We start from the raw sequence: 18,533 nt of genomic DNA on the forward strand, positions 1-18,533 counted from the left end.
ACATTTGTTTTAATATATTTGTTTTACTATAGTTCACAAAAATAACTCAAATTATGGCAAAATTTTTCAAATCGTTACTTCTTACCGTTATAGGTTCAATAGTAACAGCGATTTTTATTGTTCTGATATTTATTGGAGTCATAGCCTCTATTGCGTCTTCGGGAGAAAAAGAAACTAAAATAAAAGAAGGGACTTTATTGACCATCGACCTGGATAAGGTTATAAAAGATAGAAGTGTGGATGACCCCTTCGCCAATTTACTGGGAGACTCCCCCTTTTCCCAATCTCAGATAGGATTAAACGCCGTGCTTAAGAATATTAAAAAAGCACAGCGCGACAAGAATATAGTTGGCATTTATTTGCAATGCGGTAATCCGAATACAGGATATGCCACTTTGAGCGAGATTAGGGATGAGCTGATCGCTTTTAAAGATTCGGGTAAATTTATTTATGCCTTTGCACCTATGTATTCGCAAAAAGGATATTATCTGGCTTCGGCTGCGTCAAAGGTTTATTTGCCGCCTCATGGAATGATGGAGTTTAAAGGTTTGAGCTCGGAGCGTACATTTTTTAAAGGAGCATTGGAGAAACTCGGTGTAGAAATGCAGATATTTAAACATGGTAAGTTTAAATCTGCCGTGGAACCATTTATGTTGGACCATATGAGCGATCCTGCCAAGGAGCAAACCATTACCTATGTTAATTCAATATGGAATTTTATTGTCGATGGAATTTCGGAAACCAGAGGTGTTTCCCCGGAGGACATTAATGCTTTGGCTGATAATGGCGGGATGTTCTCCAGCAACGATGTTTTTGTTACAGGCAATATAATAGATGGCCTTAAATACAAGGATGAGGTGATTGCGGAACTTAAGGAGCTTACGAATACTGAACAGGAAGATGATATTGAGCAGGTGAAGTTTTCCGACTATAAGTCGGTTTATGTTCCAAGTGAGACCAAAGGATTAGTGAAGGATAAGATTGCGGTAATTTATGCAGAAGGTGAGATTGATGGAACAAGTGATCAGGGAATTAAATCGGAGAAACTGAGCAAGACGATTAGGGACGCCAGAAGGGACGAGTCAGTCAAGGCTGTAGTGCTTAGAGTTAATTCACCGGGAGGTTCCGGGGCAGGTTCCGATATTATCTGGAGAGAGGTAAAGCTTTGTAAGGAAGTAAAACCTGTGATTGTTTCCATGGGCGACTTGGCTGCGTCGGGGGGTTATTATATTGCCTGTGTGGCCGATACTATTGTGGCTAACCCGGTTACGCTAACCGGTTCCATAGGTGTATTTGGCATGATGCCAAATGTAAAACCTGTTGCCAATAGGTGGGGATTCACTTTTGATGGCGTTAAAACCAATAAATACGCGGATGTGCCGTCTATCACCCGACCTTTTACAAAAGATGAAAAAGCATTGTTCCAAGGGTATGTTGAGCGATTTTATGATGTATTTATCGGGAGATGTGCCGAAGGTAGAAGTGTGAGCAAAGAGGCGATTGACAAAATAGGACAAGGTAGGGTTTGGAGCGGTGAAAATGCCATGGACAGAAACCTGGTGGATGTAATGGGAGGCTTGCAAACTGCTATCGATATTGCCAAAGAAAAAGCTGGACTTGAAAGGGCTAGGATTAAAGAAATGCCCGAAATGTTATCTCCAATTGAAGAAATCCTTAGGGATATGAGAAGCGAAGCGAAAGCGTTTATAGCGGAGTCATTTCTTGGGGTGGATTATGAGCAGATTGAGCATTTGAATCAAATGAAAGAAATACATCCTGTACAAGCAAGATTGCCTTATGAATTGGAGCTGAATTAAAGTTTGTATATCTTTGCAAAATAGAAAGGCTGGTCTAGAAAAGACGGCCTTTTTTTTCGGACATGAAATTGATAAAATACATACGGATGTTGCTGTTTCCTATAGCGTTGTTATACGGATTGGTTATTCGTGTCCGTAATCTAATGTTTAACATAAATATTTTGAAATCGGAAAGTTTTCCGTTGCCAGTTGTTTCAGTGGGTAATATTACGGTTGGCGGTACAGGAAAAACTCCGGTTACCGAGTTTGTCATCGGGATATTAAAAGAAGATTATAAAATTGCTTTTGTGAGCAGGGGATATAAAAGGGAAACCAAAGGTGTAGTAATGGCATCTGCTTCTTCAACGGCTGCGGAAATTGGCGATGAACCTAAACAAATCCTGGATAAATTTGCCGATGTAAAGGTAACGGTAGCTGAAAAAAGGGCCATCGGGATTAAAAAATTGTTGGATATGGACAGTCCACCTGATGCGATTGTCCTAGATGATGCCTATCAACACCGGTATGTAAAACCGGGATTAAATATATTGATTATTGATTTTAACCGACCTATTTGGTGCGATTTGATGCTGCCTGCAGGAGATTTGCGTGAGCCGATGAATGGAAAAAAGAGAGCTGACATTATCCTGTTCAGCAAATGTCCGGAAAATTTGACAGGAGCCCAGCAAAGCTATTTTCTAAAAAAAATTAATGCTTCAAGCAATCAGAAGGTTTATTTCTCAACGGTTGGATATCAAAAAGTAAAACCCGTTTTCGAGGGGCAAACTGAAATATATTTAGATCGTTTAAATGATACATCAGTGCTTTCAGTAAGTGGAATTGCCAACCCAATTCCTTTCGAAAATTATATGAAAGCAATAAGCAGCGATGTGTGTTGTATGAGGTTTCCTGATCATCATCAGTTTAATCTGAGTGATATTGAAAAAATGGAACTTCAATTTAGTAAGATACAGAACGAAAACAAGTTGGTTTTAACAACAGAAAAAGATGCGGTCAGGTTTCGTCAGGTGTTGCCGGAGACCTCATTATTGGCCAAGTATTTGTATTTTATTCCAATAAAAATAAAGATATTAAACAATAAGCAAGAAGAATTTAAAGATAAAATCATCACCTATGTTAAGCAAAATAAAAGAAACCGCTGATTTTATATTGGAGCAATCCAAAACAGAGGCTAAAATTGGTATCATTCTGGGTACGGGTTTAGGTGGATTGGTGGGAGAAATTGATATAAAAAACACTTTGGACTACGATGATATTCCAAACTTCCCGATTTCTACGGTCGAAGGGCATCATGGTAGGTTAATCTTCGGAACAATAGGCGGAAAAGAGGTTATGGCCATGCAAGGTCGTTTCCACTATTACGAAGGTTATACTATGAAAGAGGTAACATTTCCTGTTAGAGTGATGAAGCTGATGGGTATTGAAACGCTGTTGGTGAGTAATGCCAGTGGAGGGTTAAATCCCGATTTTGTGGTAGGTGATGTGATGATTATAGATGACCACATTAATATGTTTGGCGACAATCCGTTAATGGGCAAGAACTTTGATGAATTGGGGCCTCGGTTTCCAGATATGAGCCAGTGTTACGCCAAAGAGCTTGTCGCAAAAGCATTTGATATTGCCAACAAAAACAAGATAAACCTTAAAAGAGGTGTTTATGCGGGTACCCCGGGGCCAACATTTGAAACGCCTGCGGAATATAAGATGTTTCGGATTTTAGGTGCCGATGTGGTTGGAATGTCAACCGTACCTGAAGTAATTGTTGCGCGCCACATGGATATGACCTGCTTTGGTGTTTCCATTGTCACCGATTCGGGCGTGCCAGGCGAAATAGTGGAGGTTTCACACGAAGAAGTGCAAGAGGTAGCGGCCAAAGCTGAACCTACGATGACTTTGGTGATTAAAGAACTGGTAGCTTCTTTGTAGAAATGATTAACCTTTTCCAAACTTCTATACTTTGGAAAAGTTATTCCCTTTTCGCTCCAGCGGTTAAAACGACAGTAATTTTTTCCTTCTTTGTTTTTCCAGTTGACGAAAAAATATCGCCATAAACAATATAGATGCCTATTGGCGCTTTCTCAAGATTGTCGGTGGTGCCGTCCCAGGTAAAAAAGCCTTTCAATCCTAAAAGTTCATTATGAGCTATTGTTTTTATGACATGGCCGTATCGGTTGTAAACCGCAACCGTCCCTGTCCAGCCAGCTTTGTCCAAACTGTAATTTATATGCAAATTGTCGCTGGTGCCATCGGCGTTGGGACTAAATTCTTCCTTGTCGATACTTAGCCATTTAGTGTTGCTTCTTAAGGGGTTTTCAGCATATTGTGAATTTTGAAGTGTGGGAGTTGAATACCCGCTTTGCTCTGAGGCTGAGTGCCAGTTATGTGGACTGTTGGTGGTTGCATGCGGATTGATCCTTTCCAATGAAACACCTTCTTTGTCTCTAAGTAGCGCAAAGTGCATATCGTCAGTGTATTCAAAGTGATCGATAATTTCGCCTGTGTTTTTGGTAATTGCAATATTTCCTTCGTCATCGTTTAAGGAAGGGAGGTGGGATTGATTGATAAATTCGGAAATAGCGGATGGATGGAATTGCGACAAAACAAAGCTATCTTCGGTTACAACCAAATAATCGCTGGGGAATAAAAGTTGGTTTTTATCGTTCACTTGTTCCAGTTCATCCGCAACTAGATCCGTTAACGACGAAAGGTAAATATCGCTGCGGTTGAGAATCTTATCAGAACGGTTATAAAGCTCCACAAAGTCTATTCCATCGGGAGCCGGGTCAAACAGCACCTCGTTAATGACGATATCGAAACTGTCCAATGCTTCGGGTATGCCTATTCTTAAAGAATGGTTGCTGGACAAATTATTATCCGCAAAATCGGATAAGGAAGAAACGAAATTAACCGTAAAGGTCTGTTGTAACTGTAATTCATTGGAAAAATATATTTGAAAGCTTTTCAAAAATATGGAATCATATGCGATATCCGAGATGGCAGCTCCCTCAATTTGAATGCCTGAAGGGGTAAAATTGTCAAGTCCTTTTAAAGTTTCGCTAAAGACAAACGCAAAAGTGCTTGGGTTGATATAGGAAATATATTTAAGGTAAGGAGCAGTAATATCCGGGTTAAAGTTTATAACCGAATTATCTAAACCAGGAGTACCCCCGTCTAAATGGGTCGAATATGACCAATTGAATTCGGGTTGTTGATTCTCATTGTCAATGCGTTCCAGGGACCACCCTCCCTCTGTTTTAAATCCGCCTTCTTCCATCATCAGTGGATACTGAAGTACATCGCTAACCAGATTGTTGGCGTAATATAAAACCAGAGTTCCTGAATTGTTATTTAGCGCAGGCAGACTCTTTATTCCAATTAAAGGTAAATCGTTCGGCCAGTTTTCCAATTCGTTTTGGTTGATGATAAGCGCGTAACTGTCCGGAGGGAGTTCGTGGTTGGGCAAAACCGATTTCTTGCCATTAATCGTTAACCACATGCCTTCCAGGTTGATAGGATAGTCCCTTCGGTTATGGATTTCGATGTATTCCGAATCGTAAAGTCCAATGTTTGGGGTTGGATCCGGCATTATCTCCGTAAAAACAATATCGTACCTTCCCGGTTTGCGATAAGTGATGTCAATGATCGTGTCTTTCATGATGTCTCCTGATTCCGCCAAAATGCCAGAAACGGATATACGATAGGTTTGGTCCACCGCCATTGGATTGTCGCTTTTAAACAGGAGTGCGGAATCATTCACCAAGGTTGGGTTTCCAAAGTTAAGCGCACTGGAAATAGGGTTGGTGTCAATCACAGTTGCATCCACCGTTTTGTTATACGCCAGTTGTAGCTGAAATTCATCAGTAACTTTTGACGTTAACACCTTAATCCTCTCGAAACTATAATTTAAGGCGGTGTCGTTCATTAAATTCCCTGACTCATCTTCAATGTCTTTAACAATGAGTTGGCCTGCATCTGTATCTACCAGATAATCGTTAAAATTAAGGGTTATCATGCTGTTATCAACAGAAATAGATTTAGGTTGTAAGGAATTGGGAACAATCTCAAAGTCATTTTCAGAGACGGAAGCAGGATTCGGGTTTTTATTAAGTTGAATGACAAATTGCTTACCTGCAATTAATTGATGCGAAATGACCCTGGGTTTTTCTGTGTCGATAAATCCGGTTCCCGATACAGTGATTGGCCCAAAACTAAATTTGTCGCTTCGCGTTGAAGTGTATTTGCAATAGATGCCAAAGTAGGAAGAGCTCACCAAATCATTGTCAAAAACCTCTCCTTCAAGAATGTAATTGGCCGATCCTTGTTTGGTATATAACTGCCAGTTGCCCAAATCGTCGCGTAAAACACGCACGGAAACTGAAGAGGGAGAGCTATCCAATATTTTGTCGGTACCATCAATTATTTTTGTGATACGCTCCGATGATTGCTTGTATAACGATACCTCGTCTTGCGTGTTACCAACCATTACATAGTACCCTTCCATATTGTTGCTAAAGCCGGCCTGGTTCGAAGTAAGATAAATGAGGGCATAATTTGAGCTGGAAGGATTAAAATCCATCTGCACGGAAAATTCCCATGTCGCGTTGTTGATGGCAGTGCAAGGTGTAGATAGATATGCTTGTGAACTTACAGCCTCTGCGCTGAGTTTAAGCTTTTGTTCTGTTGTATTAATCGTGAATTTAGGCATATCCCCCTGCCAAGTAGGAGGTGTGGTAAAATCACTGTCGCTCCAGGTTTCCAACAATTGGGCAGAAACGGCAGAAGATATCAGGAAGAAAAGAAAAAAAATATGCTTCATGGTGCATGGTTTGGAGGAATTTAAATATTTTTGCATGAGATAAATCATCATCACCAACAATTTAGTTAAATTGTTTTATTAACGCGTAAAATATTTATTAATTCTTAAACAAAGTTCAATGAAAGTAGCAGTCGTTGGTGCGAGTGGCGCAGTAGGGCAGGAGTTCCTAAAGGTTTTGGAGGAACGTGATTTTCCTTTAAGTGAATTGGTTTTATTTGGTTCGGCACGAAGTGCAGGAAAAGTGTACACTTTTAAGGGTAAAGAAATTACGGTTAAGGAATTAAAACACAATGATGATTTCAAAGATATCGATATTGCGCTAACCTCAGCGGGAGGTGGTATTTCAAAAGAATATGCCGAAACCATAACCAAGCACGGTGCGATCATGATCGATAATTCCAGTGCTTTTCGTATGGAGGAGGATGTACCATTGGTGGTACCGGAAGTAAATGCCGAAGATTGTAAGAATACTCCTCGCAATATTATTGCCAACCCTAATTGCACAACCATTCAAATGGTGGTTGCTTTAAAGGCATTGGAGAATATTTCGCATATAAAAAGGGTTCATATTTCTTCCTATCAATCGGCCAGTGGCGCAGGAGCAACGGGAATGGCCGAGCTGGAAAAGCAGGTGAAAGAGTTTGCCGGGAACAAAGAACTGACGGTAGAAAAATTTGCACATCAGCTGTTGTTCAACGTGATTCCTCATATCGATGTGTTCACCGACAACGGGTACACCAAAGAGGAGATGAAGATGTATAATGAAACGAAAAAAATTATGCATTCGGATGTTGAGGTGAGTGCTACAACCGTTCGTGTACCTGTGATGAGAGCGCATTCCGAAGCCATATGGGCAGAAACAGAAAGACCTGTTACTCCTGAGGAGTTTCGTGCCGAATGCGAAAAAACGAAAGGAATTACAGTGATTGATAATCCTGCCGAAAATGAATATCCGATGCCGTTTAACCTGGCAGGGGAGGATGATGTTTTTGTGGGAAGGATACGAAATGACCTGTCTAATCCTAAAGGAATCGCGTTTTGGTGCGTAAGCGACCAGATTAAGAAGGGAGCCGCCTTAAATGCAGTTCAAATTGCCGAATATATGATAGCGGAAGGCCTCATAAAGTAATTTTAATGCTATTACTCCGCCTTAAAAAGCGGAGCATAATTTCAACTAAAGACATTGTTTACGTTGTTTGAGTTGCCACCTTAAAAAGTGGCGATAAAAATATAGGAGCGGGAAATACCTATTTGCACTCAGCGTCCGTTGAATTGAGCTCAAATCAGGATTTCTGAAAATAAAAAAAAGCTGCCCAATTATTGGATAGCTTTTTTTTGTAAAGAATTACTTCTGCGACAGGAGCCAGGCAGATCTATACCCATTGGTCTCCCGATAGTTATTTAAAGCGTCAATCGCGGTTTGCTTATCCATGAATCCTTCCAAAGAAACTCGAAACCGACCATTGGAAGATATGATCTCTGCATTTTGAATGCCCTTATGTTTCAATTTACCCAGGAATACCCGGGCCGGTTGTTCAACTTTAAAACTGCCTGCAATAATAAAATATCGGTTCTTTACTGTTACTGGTGCAGTTTCTGCTATAGTCACAGGTTCAGCTTCAATAGGATTAGTGATTTCTTCATTGGTAACTTCCCGTTTTTCTGCTACTTCAACATTTTCAACAATGGTTGTTTGTTCCATTTTGGGGAACATACCGGTGAAGTTACTTTGTTGCGTTTGGTTTCCAAAGTCTGGCGTAACCAGTAAAAAACCTATTATTAATGCAGCACTGGCCGCTATTTGACGGGTGCTTTTCGCATTGAGTGTCCTTCGAACCAATCTTCGTGTTGGCTCTTTTTGCTCCTTGAGTTGGGCTAAGGTGTTAAAATGGAAGGTAGTTAAACCAAATGAATCTGTCGAAAACGATTCTTCCTGTGAAGGAATAAATAGGGTATTGCCCATAGCATCGTTTTTAAGTTCACCTGCGGAACCAATTTCAATGCTCTCACCTTTTCCTAGTTGAAATTTAAGAATGCTGATATGCTTAGTCAATTTGTTGTAGCATTCTTCGTAGCTGATTCCCTCGGCATTGGCAATGTGTTTTATTAATAAACCGTCGTTATGTGACAGGCTTTTGTTAAAACCTATTTTTCGGCAAGGAGGACTGAACACTCCGGTTTTTTCATTTAGCACTGCATTCTGTTTGTTTGCAACAAAACCACCCAGTCCAGGAACTATTACACAATCGTATAAATAAAGTAAGTCGTTGATATGTTTTTCTAGATGAAGCATAATGCAAAAATAATAAAAAAAAGCATGGATGTACAGTCCTGTTATGAACATCTGTTAATAACTTATTGAGAATTAGAAAAAACCGACAAGTACCCACTAGTTTAAATAATTTAAGTACAGGCTTTTAACAATAATTTGATAAAAATAAATGTTTGATTTGACGGTTTATTTGTTATTTTTACGAACTCAAACGATAGAAGTTATAATTATTTAATAAAGGATATGGGTAAGCAAATATTGGTTACAGGCGGAACCGGTTATATTGGTTCACACACTGTGGTGGAATTACAGAATTCTGGATTTGAGGTAGTTGTCGTTGATGACTTGTCTAATTCTCAGATTGAGGTATTGGATAACATCGAAAAAATTACAGGTGTTCGACCTGCTTTTGAGCAATTCGATTTGTCGGATAGTGTTTTGACAGATGAGTTCTTTCAAAAGTACCGTAATATTGAAGCGATTATTCATTTTGCCGCTTTTAAAGCAGTGGGCGAATCGGTTCAGAAACCTTTGGAATATTACCGTAACAACCTAAATTCGTTAATGAATTTGTTGGCAGGGATGAAAAAATATGGCATTGCGCATTTGGTGTTTTCTTCTTCTTGTACCGTTTACGGTCAGCCTGATGTATTGCCTGTTACCGAAGCAACACCACGTAAAGAAGCAGAATCCCCATACGGAAACACAAAGGCAATTTGTGAGGATATAATGCGCGATTTCTGTAAGGTCAATGAGGATGTCAACTGCATTGCTTTACGTTATTTTAATCCGATAGGTGCACATGAATCAGGTTTGATTGGAGAGTTTCCGGTGGGTGTTCCTAATAATTTGGTACCATTTATCACACAAACAGCTGCAGGCCTTCGGGAGGAATTAAGTGTATTTGGAGATGATTATGATACACCTGATGGAACTGCGGTGAGGGATTACATCAATGTGGTTGATTTGTCGAAGGCACATGTTGTAGCCATCAACAGATTAATTGAAGGTAAAAAGAAAGCCAACTACGAATTTTTCAACGTAGGAACCGGCGAAGGATATTCTGTCATGCAATTGGTCAAAGCATTTATTAAAGTAAACGGCGTTGACTTAAAATATAAAGTGGTTGGCAGGAGAGCCGGTGATATTGAAAAAATTTGGGCGGATACTTCCTACGGTAACAGCGAACTGGGCTGGAAATCGGAAAAAACCCTGGAGGAAACCTTGGCTTCGGCTTGGAAATGGGAAAAAAATGTGAGAGGCATTAATTAAGAGAAGGATATAAAATATAGCTTGTTAGGCGAGCTTAACAAAGTTTTCGTCAAATAGGAAGGTTGTTCGCTGGGAACAACCTTTTTTTTTATCCGTCGAAGTGATATATTGCAGAATAAATGAATTCGACGCTATAAATTTTAAAGATACCATTGTTCTATGAAGAAAATTCTAATTACCGGAGGGGCCGGATTTATTGGCTCGCATGTGGTACGTTTGTTTGTTCAGCAATATCCGCAGTACCATATTTTTAATTTGGATGCTTTAACTTATGCGGGTAACCTGGAGAACTTGAAAGATATTGAAAACGAGCCGAACTATACTTTTGTCAAAGGGGACATCGTGTCGGAGGAATTAATGAACAATCTGTTTGCGGAGCACCATTTTGATGGTGTTATACATTTAGCGGCTGAGTCCCATGTAGACCGTTCGATTTCCGATCCACTTTCTTTTATTAAGACCAATATTTTAGGTACGGTAAACTTACTAAATGCGGCTAAAAATATTTGGAAAGATAATTACGAAGGAAAACTGTTTTATCATATTTCCACTGATGAAGTGTATGGTTCGTTGGGAGAAACCGGACTGTTTACCGAAACTACAGCTTACGACCCCCGCAGCCCTTATTCTTCATCAAAGGCAAGCAGCGACCATTTGGTGCGTGCTTATCACCATACCTATGGAATGCCGGTTGTGATTTCAAATTGTTCAAATAATTATGGGCCGAATCAGTTTCCCGAAAAATTAATTCCACTGGCCATCAACAATATAAAAAACATGAGACCGATTCCTATTTATGGTAAAGGGGAAAATGTCAGGGATTGGCTTTTTGTGATTGATCACGCTCGTGCCATTGATATGATTTATCATAAAGGAAAAAACGGGGAGACGTATAATATCGGGGGTATCAATGAGTGGACCAATATAGATTTGATCCGAAAGATGTGTGAAGTGCTGGATCGTAAATTGGATCGACCGGAAGGAACGTGTGCTGGCTTAATAACCTATGTAAAGGATAGGGCAGGTCACGATATGCGTTACGCCATCGATTCGTCCAAGTTAATGAATGAATTGGGTTGGGAACCATCGCTTCAGTTCGAAGAGGGAATAGAAAGAACCATTGACTGGTATTTGGCCAACGAAGAGTGGATGACAAATATTACAGATGGCACTTATGAAAAGTATTATCAGAAACAATACGAAGAAAGATAAAAACTGCTAAACCATTTTTATCTTGTGAATCCTGTGCAAAAGCACAGGATTTTTTATTGTTAGTCTATTCAACGGTTACCGACTTGGCCAGGTTCCTGGGTTGGTCAACGTTACAACCTCTCATCACCGCGATATGGTACGATACTATTTGCAATGGAACCACGGTTAAAAGTGGTGCAACAGCCTCGTGCGAATCAGGCACCTCGATAACGTGGTCTGCCAGTTTTTTAATGGTTTCATCCCCCTCGGTTACAATGGCTATCACCTTACCGTTACGTGCTTTTACCTCTTGGATGTTGCTTACAATTTTTTCGTACGATTTATCCTTGGTGGCCAACACAAATACCGGCATGTTTTCGTCGATGAGTGCAATGGGACCGTGTTTCATTTCGGCAGCAGGGTATCCCTCTGCATGGATGTAAGATATTTCCTTGAGTTTAAGTGCACCTTCCAAAGCCACAGGGAATAAAAACCCTCTGCCTAAATAAAGCGAGTTGGTGGCGTCTTTGTATAATTCGGCAATGCTTTTGATATATTGTTCCGACTTTAAAATGATCTTTATTTTTTCAGGAACGAGTGTTAATTCATGAATCAGCTGCTTGTATAATTCATCGTAAAGAGAACCTCGTTTTCTTCCTAACATAAAGGCCATCATGGTTAAAACAGTAACTTGTGAAGTAAATGCCTTTGTGGAAGCAACCCCAATTTCAGGTCCTGCGTGCGTATATACTCCGGCATCCGTCTCGCGAGGAATGGATGATCCCACTACATTGCATATGCCCAGTATGGTAGCGCCATGTTCCTTGGCCATTTTAATTGCCGCCAGTGTATCAGCAGTTTCACCGCTTTGCGAAATAGCGATTAAAACATCATCGGCATTAATCACCGGATTTCTATATCTAAATTCCGAAGCATATTCCACTTCGACGGGAATGCGGGCGTATTCTTCAAATAGGTACTCCCCAACCATGGCTGCGTGCCAGGAAGTTCCGCAAGCTACAATGATTATTCTTTTGGCCTGTGTAAGTTTAGGCATTACATCGATGATGCCACCTAGGAATATTTTGGTTTTATCAATGGAGATTCTACCTCTGAAAGTATCTCCGATGGATGAAGGTTGTTCATGAATTTCTTTCAGCATATAATGCTCGTAATCACCTTTGTCGATTTCGTCGATGGTTAGCTCTACTTTTTGTATTTTAGGCTTTTGAGCATCGTTCTGAATGTTTTTTAATACTAAATCGTCTTTGGTTATAATGGCAACATCTTCATCATTCATGTAAATAACCTGATCGGTATATTCAACAATAGGGGAGGCATCTGATGCCAGGAAATATTCCTTATCGCCAACGCCAATTACCAAAGGGCTACCTTTACGAGCTGCAATTAATTGGTCTTTTTCATCTTCACAGGATATTACCAGTCCGTAGGCTCCAATTACCTTAGAAAGCGCTAATCTTACTGCGATTTCTGCGTTTACCTTTTGTTCCTGATAAATATTTTCTATCAGGTTCACCAATACCTCGGTGTCCGTCTCGCTCTGGAATTCATATCCCCTGGCAATCAATTCCTTTTTTAAGTGAGCGTAGTTTTCAATAATCCCGTTGTGAACCAAGGTGAATTTTCCGTTCATGGAAGTATGCGGGTGGGCGTTTATATCATTGGGTTCTCCGTGTGTAGCCCAACGTGTATGTCCTATCCCAATAGTTCCGGATAAGTGTTTTCCTTTAGCATGATTCTCAAGGTCTTTTACTTTCCCTAAGCATTTGTAGGTGTGCGTGCCTGCGTTGACCAAAGCTACACCTGCTGAATCATATCCTCTGTATTCTAATCGTTGTAATCCTTTTATTAAAATTGGGTAGGCTACTTTATCACCTACGTAGGCAACTATTCCACACATATTATTTGGTTGTTTTGTTTCGTTATGTAATGTGACAAAGCAAAGGCTTTTAACACGTACTCTTATTTAGTGAGTTGATTAATTAATAACTCTGCTTCTTTGTTTATATTGTCGTATTCTAATTCTAATCCCTTCACAAAGGAATTGTCTTCCACCTTTCCCCTGACCAGACTGAAATCAATATCTCTGCATTCAATATCGCCATCAATTCCAAATCCTATCTTGCTTTTTGTGTTAAACTCTTTTTTCGCATCCATTAGAATGGAGTTCTTCACCTTTGTGTTATTATCCATCCAGTTTTTAACAAAGTTCGATATTTCTTCGTTTGTGCAAGAAACTATATCGATATTGAAATACTGTTTTAAAACGTTGAATGCGTGTGCTTGTTTAAGCTTGTTGTATGCATTGAATTGTTTGTTGTAAAACGTATTCCAATCTCCGGTGTTTGGTTTGTTGGTCTCCATTTCTTCTATAAACACATCAAGAATAGATGTTTTACAAAGTAACCCCGCCAAATCGACCCATTGGTTGTTTTCGGGATAAACAAATGACTTTTTAATACTATCAAAATTCGCTCTTTTTATGGCATAAATCAATTCATCTCCTACATATTTGACCAACGCTTGCTCGTACAATTTAATTCCCCGAATTATAGAGATTAAAGAAAGCTGTGTGTTTTTGTACATCAGGTTTTTACCCTGAGGCGATGCTTTTTGCTGAAGTTGCTTGAGTATCTCAATGCCATCTAATATCTTGTTGATTGTATGTGGGTTTAAGGCCTCGCTAATAACATAATCCAGCGGGTTTTTACCTTTTCGTTTATCCCTCTTGGGCCATTTTTGAGCGTCGCGCGTAACCCCAACGTTAAAAATGTTTTGGGCGGGCATTAGAATGCTCTTCCCGTCATTTTCAATCAAATAAGAAAAGGGAAGGGAGGAAATGTCAGGATTGCTGTAATGGCGTCCTAATATCATGGTGAAGGCCCCGATTTGGGCTGGCCACATAACGTACGAGTCACTGCCTGTTTTCCCGCCTCTTTCAATGATACCTTGATGAACCGGACCCAATTTGTACATGTGGTTGCTCTGGTTTGTTCCGCTGCCGGCGTTAAAAAAAGAATAGTATCCGGCAATCAGCAGGGTTGATTTATGGTGTGTTACCGTGAAAGGCCCCGCAAATATGCTGCAGGCTTCACCCTGCAAACATTGGCTGTTGGCAAAGAACAAAGAATTTTCTGCAGTATACGAATTGGCAATCTCACAGCCTTGTCCAACAAAACAGTGCCTTAGATATGCGTTGTCGCTAACGGTGGATCCCGATGAGACAATAAAATCGGCAGCATTTACTCCTGTCCCAATATAAGTTGGAGCATCGGATGTGCTGTTGATGGAGCCATTGCTTAAATATGGAACACCCTCCAGAATAGCATCGGATCCTGTTTTAATGTTTTTAAGCATCCCACAATTTAGTATAGCGGTGTTTTTGCCTATGTATCCTGTTTTTGAGGTTATGCTTTGGACCTTGCTTAAAATAGTTTTTTCCAGGTTTTCTATTAATTTTGGTTTATGGCGATAAAATGCCATTAGGTATGCTGTGTGAGCGGAAAGCTCATCATAAATGATAACTTCTCTTCCCCCGGCTTCGTTTACCGGATTAACTTCAGTTCCATTTCCAAAAGAGGATTCTCCTTCAGCCATCAATGTACCTACATGCTGGATGATACAATCCTCCTGGATAATGTAATTGGAAATGGCAGTTCCAATATTTTTAATGTAACATCTGTTTTTAATGGTGCAATTGTGTAAACGAGCGTTGTATATACCGCTAAAGTCATATGTTTTGGATGGCAGTGGAATTTTATCATAAAACGCACCCAGGTAATTTTTGCCTGAGAAAGTGACATTTTTTATGTTAGTGCAAACGAAGTCCGTTGTTACCTGTACCTTATCCCAGCCATCAATGGCTATGCAGTTCTGGCTTTCAAGTGCTTTGGTTTCATCTTTTGTTAGGTTTCTGTACGACATGGCTTTAGTATCAGTTGTTGTTACGGGGCTAAAATAAGAAAATTAGTGGCGTATTGTATCACCGAAAAAGTGAAAACATGGAATTGTCATCTCCGTTCGGGTAAACCCATATATCCACAGCCAATATAAAGTTTACTTGGTGTATTATCCGGTGTAAAGGTTTTATCGCTATTTGGGGGGATATTTGAATAATGAAGATGATGCACTTAGTAGAATCTGCAAACGATGCATTTAATTTTCCGGGGAATCCATTACGAATTTTAGGTAATCGCATAAAAAAAACTGCCATCCAATAATTCGGATAGCAGCTAATGTTTATTTTAAGAAATATTTACCCGAGTCCTATCATTAGGAATTTTAAAAATTCCTTTATATCAAAAGGCTTCAGCCTTACCGATGCTATCGGTATAGAAAATATTAGATTGCTTAGATTTGGATCATCGGATTGGCATTTAGATGAAGCGTAATAACGATTTTGGGTTTATTATTCAATCTCAACATACTTTATTGTAATGTTTGATGGTTGAATGGTAACATCTTGCTCACTTGGTGTAATTGACATGCCGTGAAGGGCAACCCTGTCAAATGTGTAGTGTACGTTATCAGAAATAACATCAGCAACACTTAGGTATAGTTCTTTGTAATTTCTTTCTCCGTTAATAGGGTATTTGGGCGTATCATCAATTAAGGTCTCAAAAAATCCACTTTCAAGAGTAAATGTATATTTATAAGCGCCTTCTTCTGTTTCGCTAAACACGGCATTTGAGAATGCTGCCGATTCGATACTTGCATTTAAATTAAAAACCGGGCTTTCAAACTCGCCTTCGCTATTTTTGATGTATAAATAAATGGTCTGTGGTAGGTTGTCGTTATAGTCTGTAATGGTTGTATCTATGTCAATGTAAAAGGAGAGCTCTACCGATGCAAGGCTGGTTATGGGATCATTTTCATCTATCTCCTCGTCGGGATCGGGAAGAATACTGCGCCATTTTTCAATAAATTCATCACTAATATTTACCTTAGCCATAGTGCCTCCTAAGCCTTGCAAGTACATTTTATCTACGTTTGCACTGTTAAAGTCTATTACCGACTCCGTGTAGTCATTGTTGTAAAATTGTATTTTTTTGTTCTCCTGACCAAAACCGAAAGACTTAGTAACGATGGCAGTGTCTATTACATCCATTTGGTTACTATCCGGAATATAGGTATAAGAGCCATGAACGTATAATGAGGTGCTGTTTGCAAAACCCAGGTTTCCCCTGTTACCATCAACAGATTCAGATCTAACATATATGCCTTTAATAACTTGTTCCAGACTTTCGTCGTCGGTAATGACATCTTCGCCGGCATTGAATATCTTTGCTCCAATTGCGTCATCGATGTCAATGGTTAAGGTACGTGTATTATTTATTTTGGACCAGGCCAGATCCAGCTTTTCGTCATCTTCTAATGTGGATTCCCTCTCTTCTTCTGTCAGCAGGCTATCTCTCTCTGCATCTGTTAATTCGTACATAAACTCAAGCGCACCTATTGGGTTTGCTTCGTCAAATAATCCGCTTGGGTTAAATTGAGTGCTCACAAGGTTTTGGGAAGGGACCTTACTGGTGAGTTCGTAAATGGTAATTTTATTTTTAGAATATGGATCTCCGAGCCATTTGTTTCTGGTATATGCAATTTTTAGCTGAGTAGAATCGTAAGAGGCCTCTTCGGTAAAACCGGAGGTAACATTAGCGAATTGCGCCAGAAAGCCTGCTGCGGTTTGTCCATATATGGAATCGGAGTATTCCCCGATAATAAAGCTTTGGACTGGGTTCTGCGATTCAACGTTAAGGATAAAATTGCTAGCGGTTAATTCGGTGCCGGAAGATACCGAAAATTCCGTATCAATCAAGTTGTCCCCAAAGAGATTGGCCGCAATTTCTGCCGGGTCATCGTTACACGATGACAAAAATAGAACCGCAACGGCAAATGTGAGTGTCTGAAGCACTCGCAATTGAAAAATATTTTGTGTCTGCACTTCTTTAATTTTAAAGGATTACCCGTTTTGTTCAAATGAATGACAACAACCTGAGGTTGTGCCAGGGTTAACCCTGATTTTTATAAGATTATTTCACCCTTATCAGGGATATCCTTGATTAAAAAACAACTCTCGTGATTTGTATACGCTGGCTTACAAAACAACATTTCATAAAACGTCAGCCAAAGGTGAAAAATTCTAAGAATTTTCCAGGTTAATTGTCCATCAAATCATCATAAAACTTGTCATAGGCATCCACATATGTTTCCTCATTATGGAATTCAAGGAACGGTTTTCCAGAGGCCTTTGCATAGTCTATGATATTCTGATTTGCTTCGGGGTTACCTTGTATAATGCCGTCGCTGAAATTGATGGCTAATTTACTGAGGTTTTCGAAATCAAATGGAGTTAATCCTGAAAAATCATCATTTTCTATTCCTTCAAGTAAAAACTTTCCAGGGAATGTGTCAGGAAAAGTGCTTGTAAATCCGTCGTTATAGATGCTGTAAACCAATTTTGAGTTGGCAAAGTGCGGATCTTCATTCATGGCCTTTTTAATGTATAGAGGAACCAGTCCGGTAAACCAACCATGACAATGAATAATATCCGGAGCCCAACGCAACTTTTTTGTAGTCTCTAAAACACCTCGGGCAAAAAAGATAGCCCTTTCATCGTTATCCTCAAACTCCTTGCCGTCTTTGCTGACCAAAGTGGCCTTTCGGTGGAAATAATCTTCGTTATCAATAAAATATACCTGCATGCGTGCAGCTTGAATGGAAGCTACCTTAATAATCAAAGGATGGTCCGTGTCATCAATGATTAAATTCATCCCTGATAAACGGATTACCTCATGTAGCTGGTTCCTCCGCTCATTGATACAGCCAAAACGAGGCATAAATGTTCTGATTTCTTTTCCTTTTTCCTGTATGCCTTGCGGTAAATAGCGGCCTATTTTGGACATTTCTGATTCGGGAAGATAGGGTGTGATTTCTTGGGAAATAAATAAAACCTTTGTTTTTTCCATCTTATTTGTTGGTGATAATTGCTTTATGAAAATTGTAACAGGCTGCAAAATTAACAAAAATAAAGTTCTCAAACAAAGACATGGAATTTTATTGTCAACAATTCATATGTTGTAAGTGCTGTATGTCAGCAGAAAACAAGAAGATTTATTAATTGAATGGTGTCTGGAATTGGTTGTTA

12 protein-coding genes are annotated in these 18,533 nt (G+C 39.6%); 6 read left to right on the forward strand and 6 right to left on the reverse strand.

The annotated features are described in order from the left end of the window. Positions 1–53: 53 nt before the first annotated feature. The 3 genes from sppA (at position 54) to ACT29I_RS22415 (ending at position 3,743) form a co-directional block, all read left to right on the forward strand. A complete protein-coding gene (gene sppA, locus ACT29I_RS22405) occupies positions 54–1,817 on the forward strand; it encodes a signal peptide peptidase SppA (protein ID WP_444794468.1) in 1,764 nt (587 codons plus the stop codon). 86 nt (positions 1,818–1,903) lie between these two features. Beyond that, positions 1,904–2,959 (forward strand): tetraacyldisaccharide 4'-kinase, encoded by a 1,056-nt coding sequence (lpxK, locus tag ACT29I_RS22410; RefSeq protein WP_430934925.1) that lies wholly within the window; start codon positions 1,904–1,906, stop codon positions 2,957–2,959. Next, positions 2,931–3,743 (forward strand): purine-nucleoside phosphorylase, encoded by an 813-nt coding sequence (locus ACT29I_RS22415; protein WP_430934924.1) that lies wholly within the window; start codon positions 2,931–2,933, stop codon positions 3,741–3,743. The genes lpxK and ACT29I_RS22415 overlap by 29 nt, the downstream gene beginning before the upstream one ends. Positions 3,744–3,783: 40 nt before the next feature. On the opposite strand, the gene ACT29I_RS22420 is transcribed toward ACT29I_RS22415, so the two are convergent. Next, on the reverse strand, positions 3,784–6,633 hold the full coding sequence (locus ACT29I_RS22420) for a T9SS type B sorting domain-containing protein (RefSeq protein WP_444794469.1): 2,850 nt from the start codon (positions 6,631–6,633) through the stop codon (positions 3,784–3,786). A 118-nt stretch (positions 6,634–6,751) separates the two neighbouring features. Between ACT29I_RS22420 and ACT29I_RS22425 the strand changes: the two genes are divergently transcribed. After that, positions 6,752–7,762 carry an aspartate-semialdehyde dehydrogenase gene (locus tag ACT29I_RS22425; RefSeq protein ID WP_430934922.1) on the forward strand — a complete coding sequence of 337 codons (1,011 nt, stop codon included), beginning with the start codon at positions 6,752–6,754 and terminating at the stop codon, positions 7,760–7,762. Between the two features lie 216 nt (positions 7,763–7,978). Here ACT29I_RS22425 and ACT29I_RS22430 read toward each other — a convergent pair whose 3' ends face one another. Then, positions 7,979–8,926: an HU domain-containing protein gene (locus tag ACT29I_RS22430; RefSeq protein WP_444794470.1), complete on the reverse strand. Its 948-nt coding sequence runs from the start codon at positions 8,924–8,926 to the stop codon at positions 7,979–7,981. Between the two features lie 222 nt (positions 8,927–9,148). Between ACT29I_RS22430 and galE the strand changes: the two genes are divergently transcribed. Both galE and rfbB read left to right on the forward strand, forming a co-directional pair. Next, entirely contained in the window at positions 9,149–10,177 is a 1,029-nt protein-coding gene (gene galE, locus ACT29I_RS22435; protein WP_444794471.1) for a UDP-glucose 4-epimerase GalE, read from the forward strand. 159 nt (positions 10,178–10,336) lie between these two features. Further along, the gene (gene rfbB, locus ACT29I_RS22440) at positions 10,337–11,389 is read left to right on the forward strand and encodes a dTDP-glucose 4,6-dehydratase (RefSeq protein WP_444794472.1); all 1,053 of its coding nucleotides are present in this window, start codon (positions 10,337–10,339) and stop codon (positions 11,387–11,389) included. 64 nt (positions 11,390–11,453) lie between these two features. On the opposite strand, the gene glmS is transcribed toward rfbB, so the two are convergent. The 4 genes from glmS to ACT29I_RS22460 form a co-directional block, all read right to left on the reverse strand. Continuing rightward, a complete protein-coding gene (gene glmS / locus ACT29I_RS22445) occupies positions 11,454–13,289 on the reverse strand; it encodes a glutamine--fructose-6-phosphate transaminase (isomerizing) (protein ID WP_430934918.1) in 1,836 nt (611 codons plus the stop codon). Positions 13,290–13,351: 62 nt separating this feature from the next. Further along, on the reverse strand, positions 13,352–15,313 hold the full coding sequence (locus tag ACT29I_RS22450; protein ID WP_444794473.1) for a DUF4954 family protein: 1,962 nt from the start codon (positions 15,311–15,313) through the stop codon (positions 13,352–13,354). 484 nt (positions 15,314–15,797) lie between these two features. Next, a complete protein-coding gene (locus tag ACT29I_RS22455; RefSeq protein WP_430934916.1) occupies positions 15,798–17,330 on the reverse strand; it encodes a DUF4270 family protein in 1,533 nt (510 codons plus the stop codon). Positions 17,331–17,544: 214 nt separating this feature from the next. Then, positions 17,545–18,354: a glycogen/starch synthase gene (locus tag ACT29I_RS22460; RefSeq protein ID WP_430934915.1), complete on the reverse strand. Its 810-nt coding sequence runs from the start codon at positions 18,352–18,354 to the stop codon at positions 17,545–17,547. Positions 18,355–18,533 lie beyond the last annotated feature (179 nt).

The organism is Saccharicrinis sp. GN24d3 (assembly GCF_052400645.1).
Classification (GTDB): Bacteria; Bacteroidota; Bacteroidia; order Bacteroidales; family Marinilabiliaceae; genus Saccharicrinis.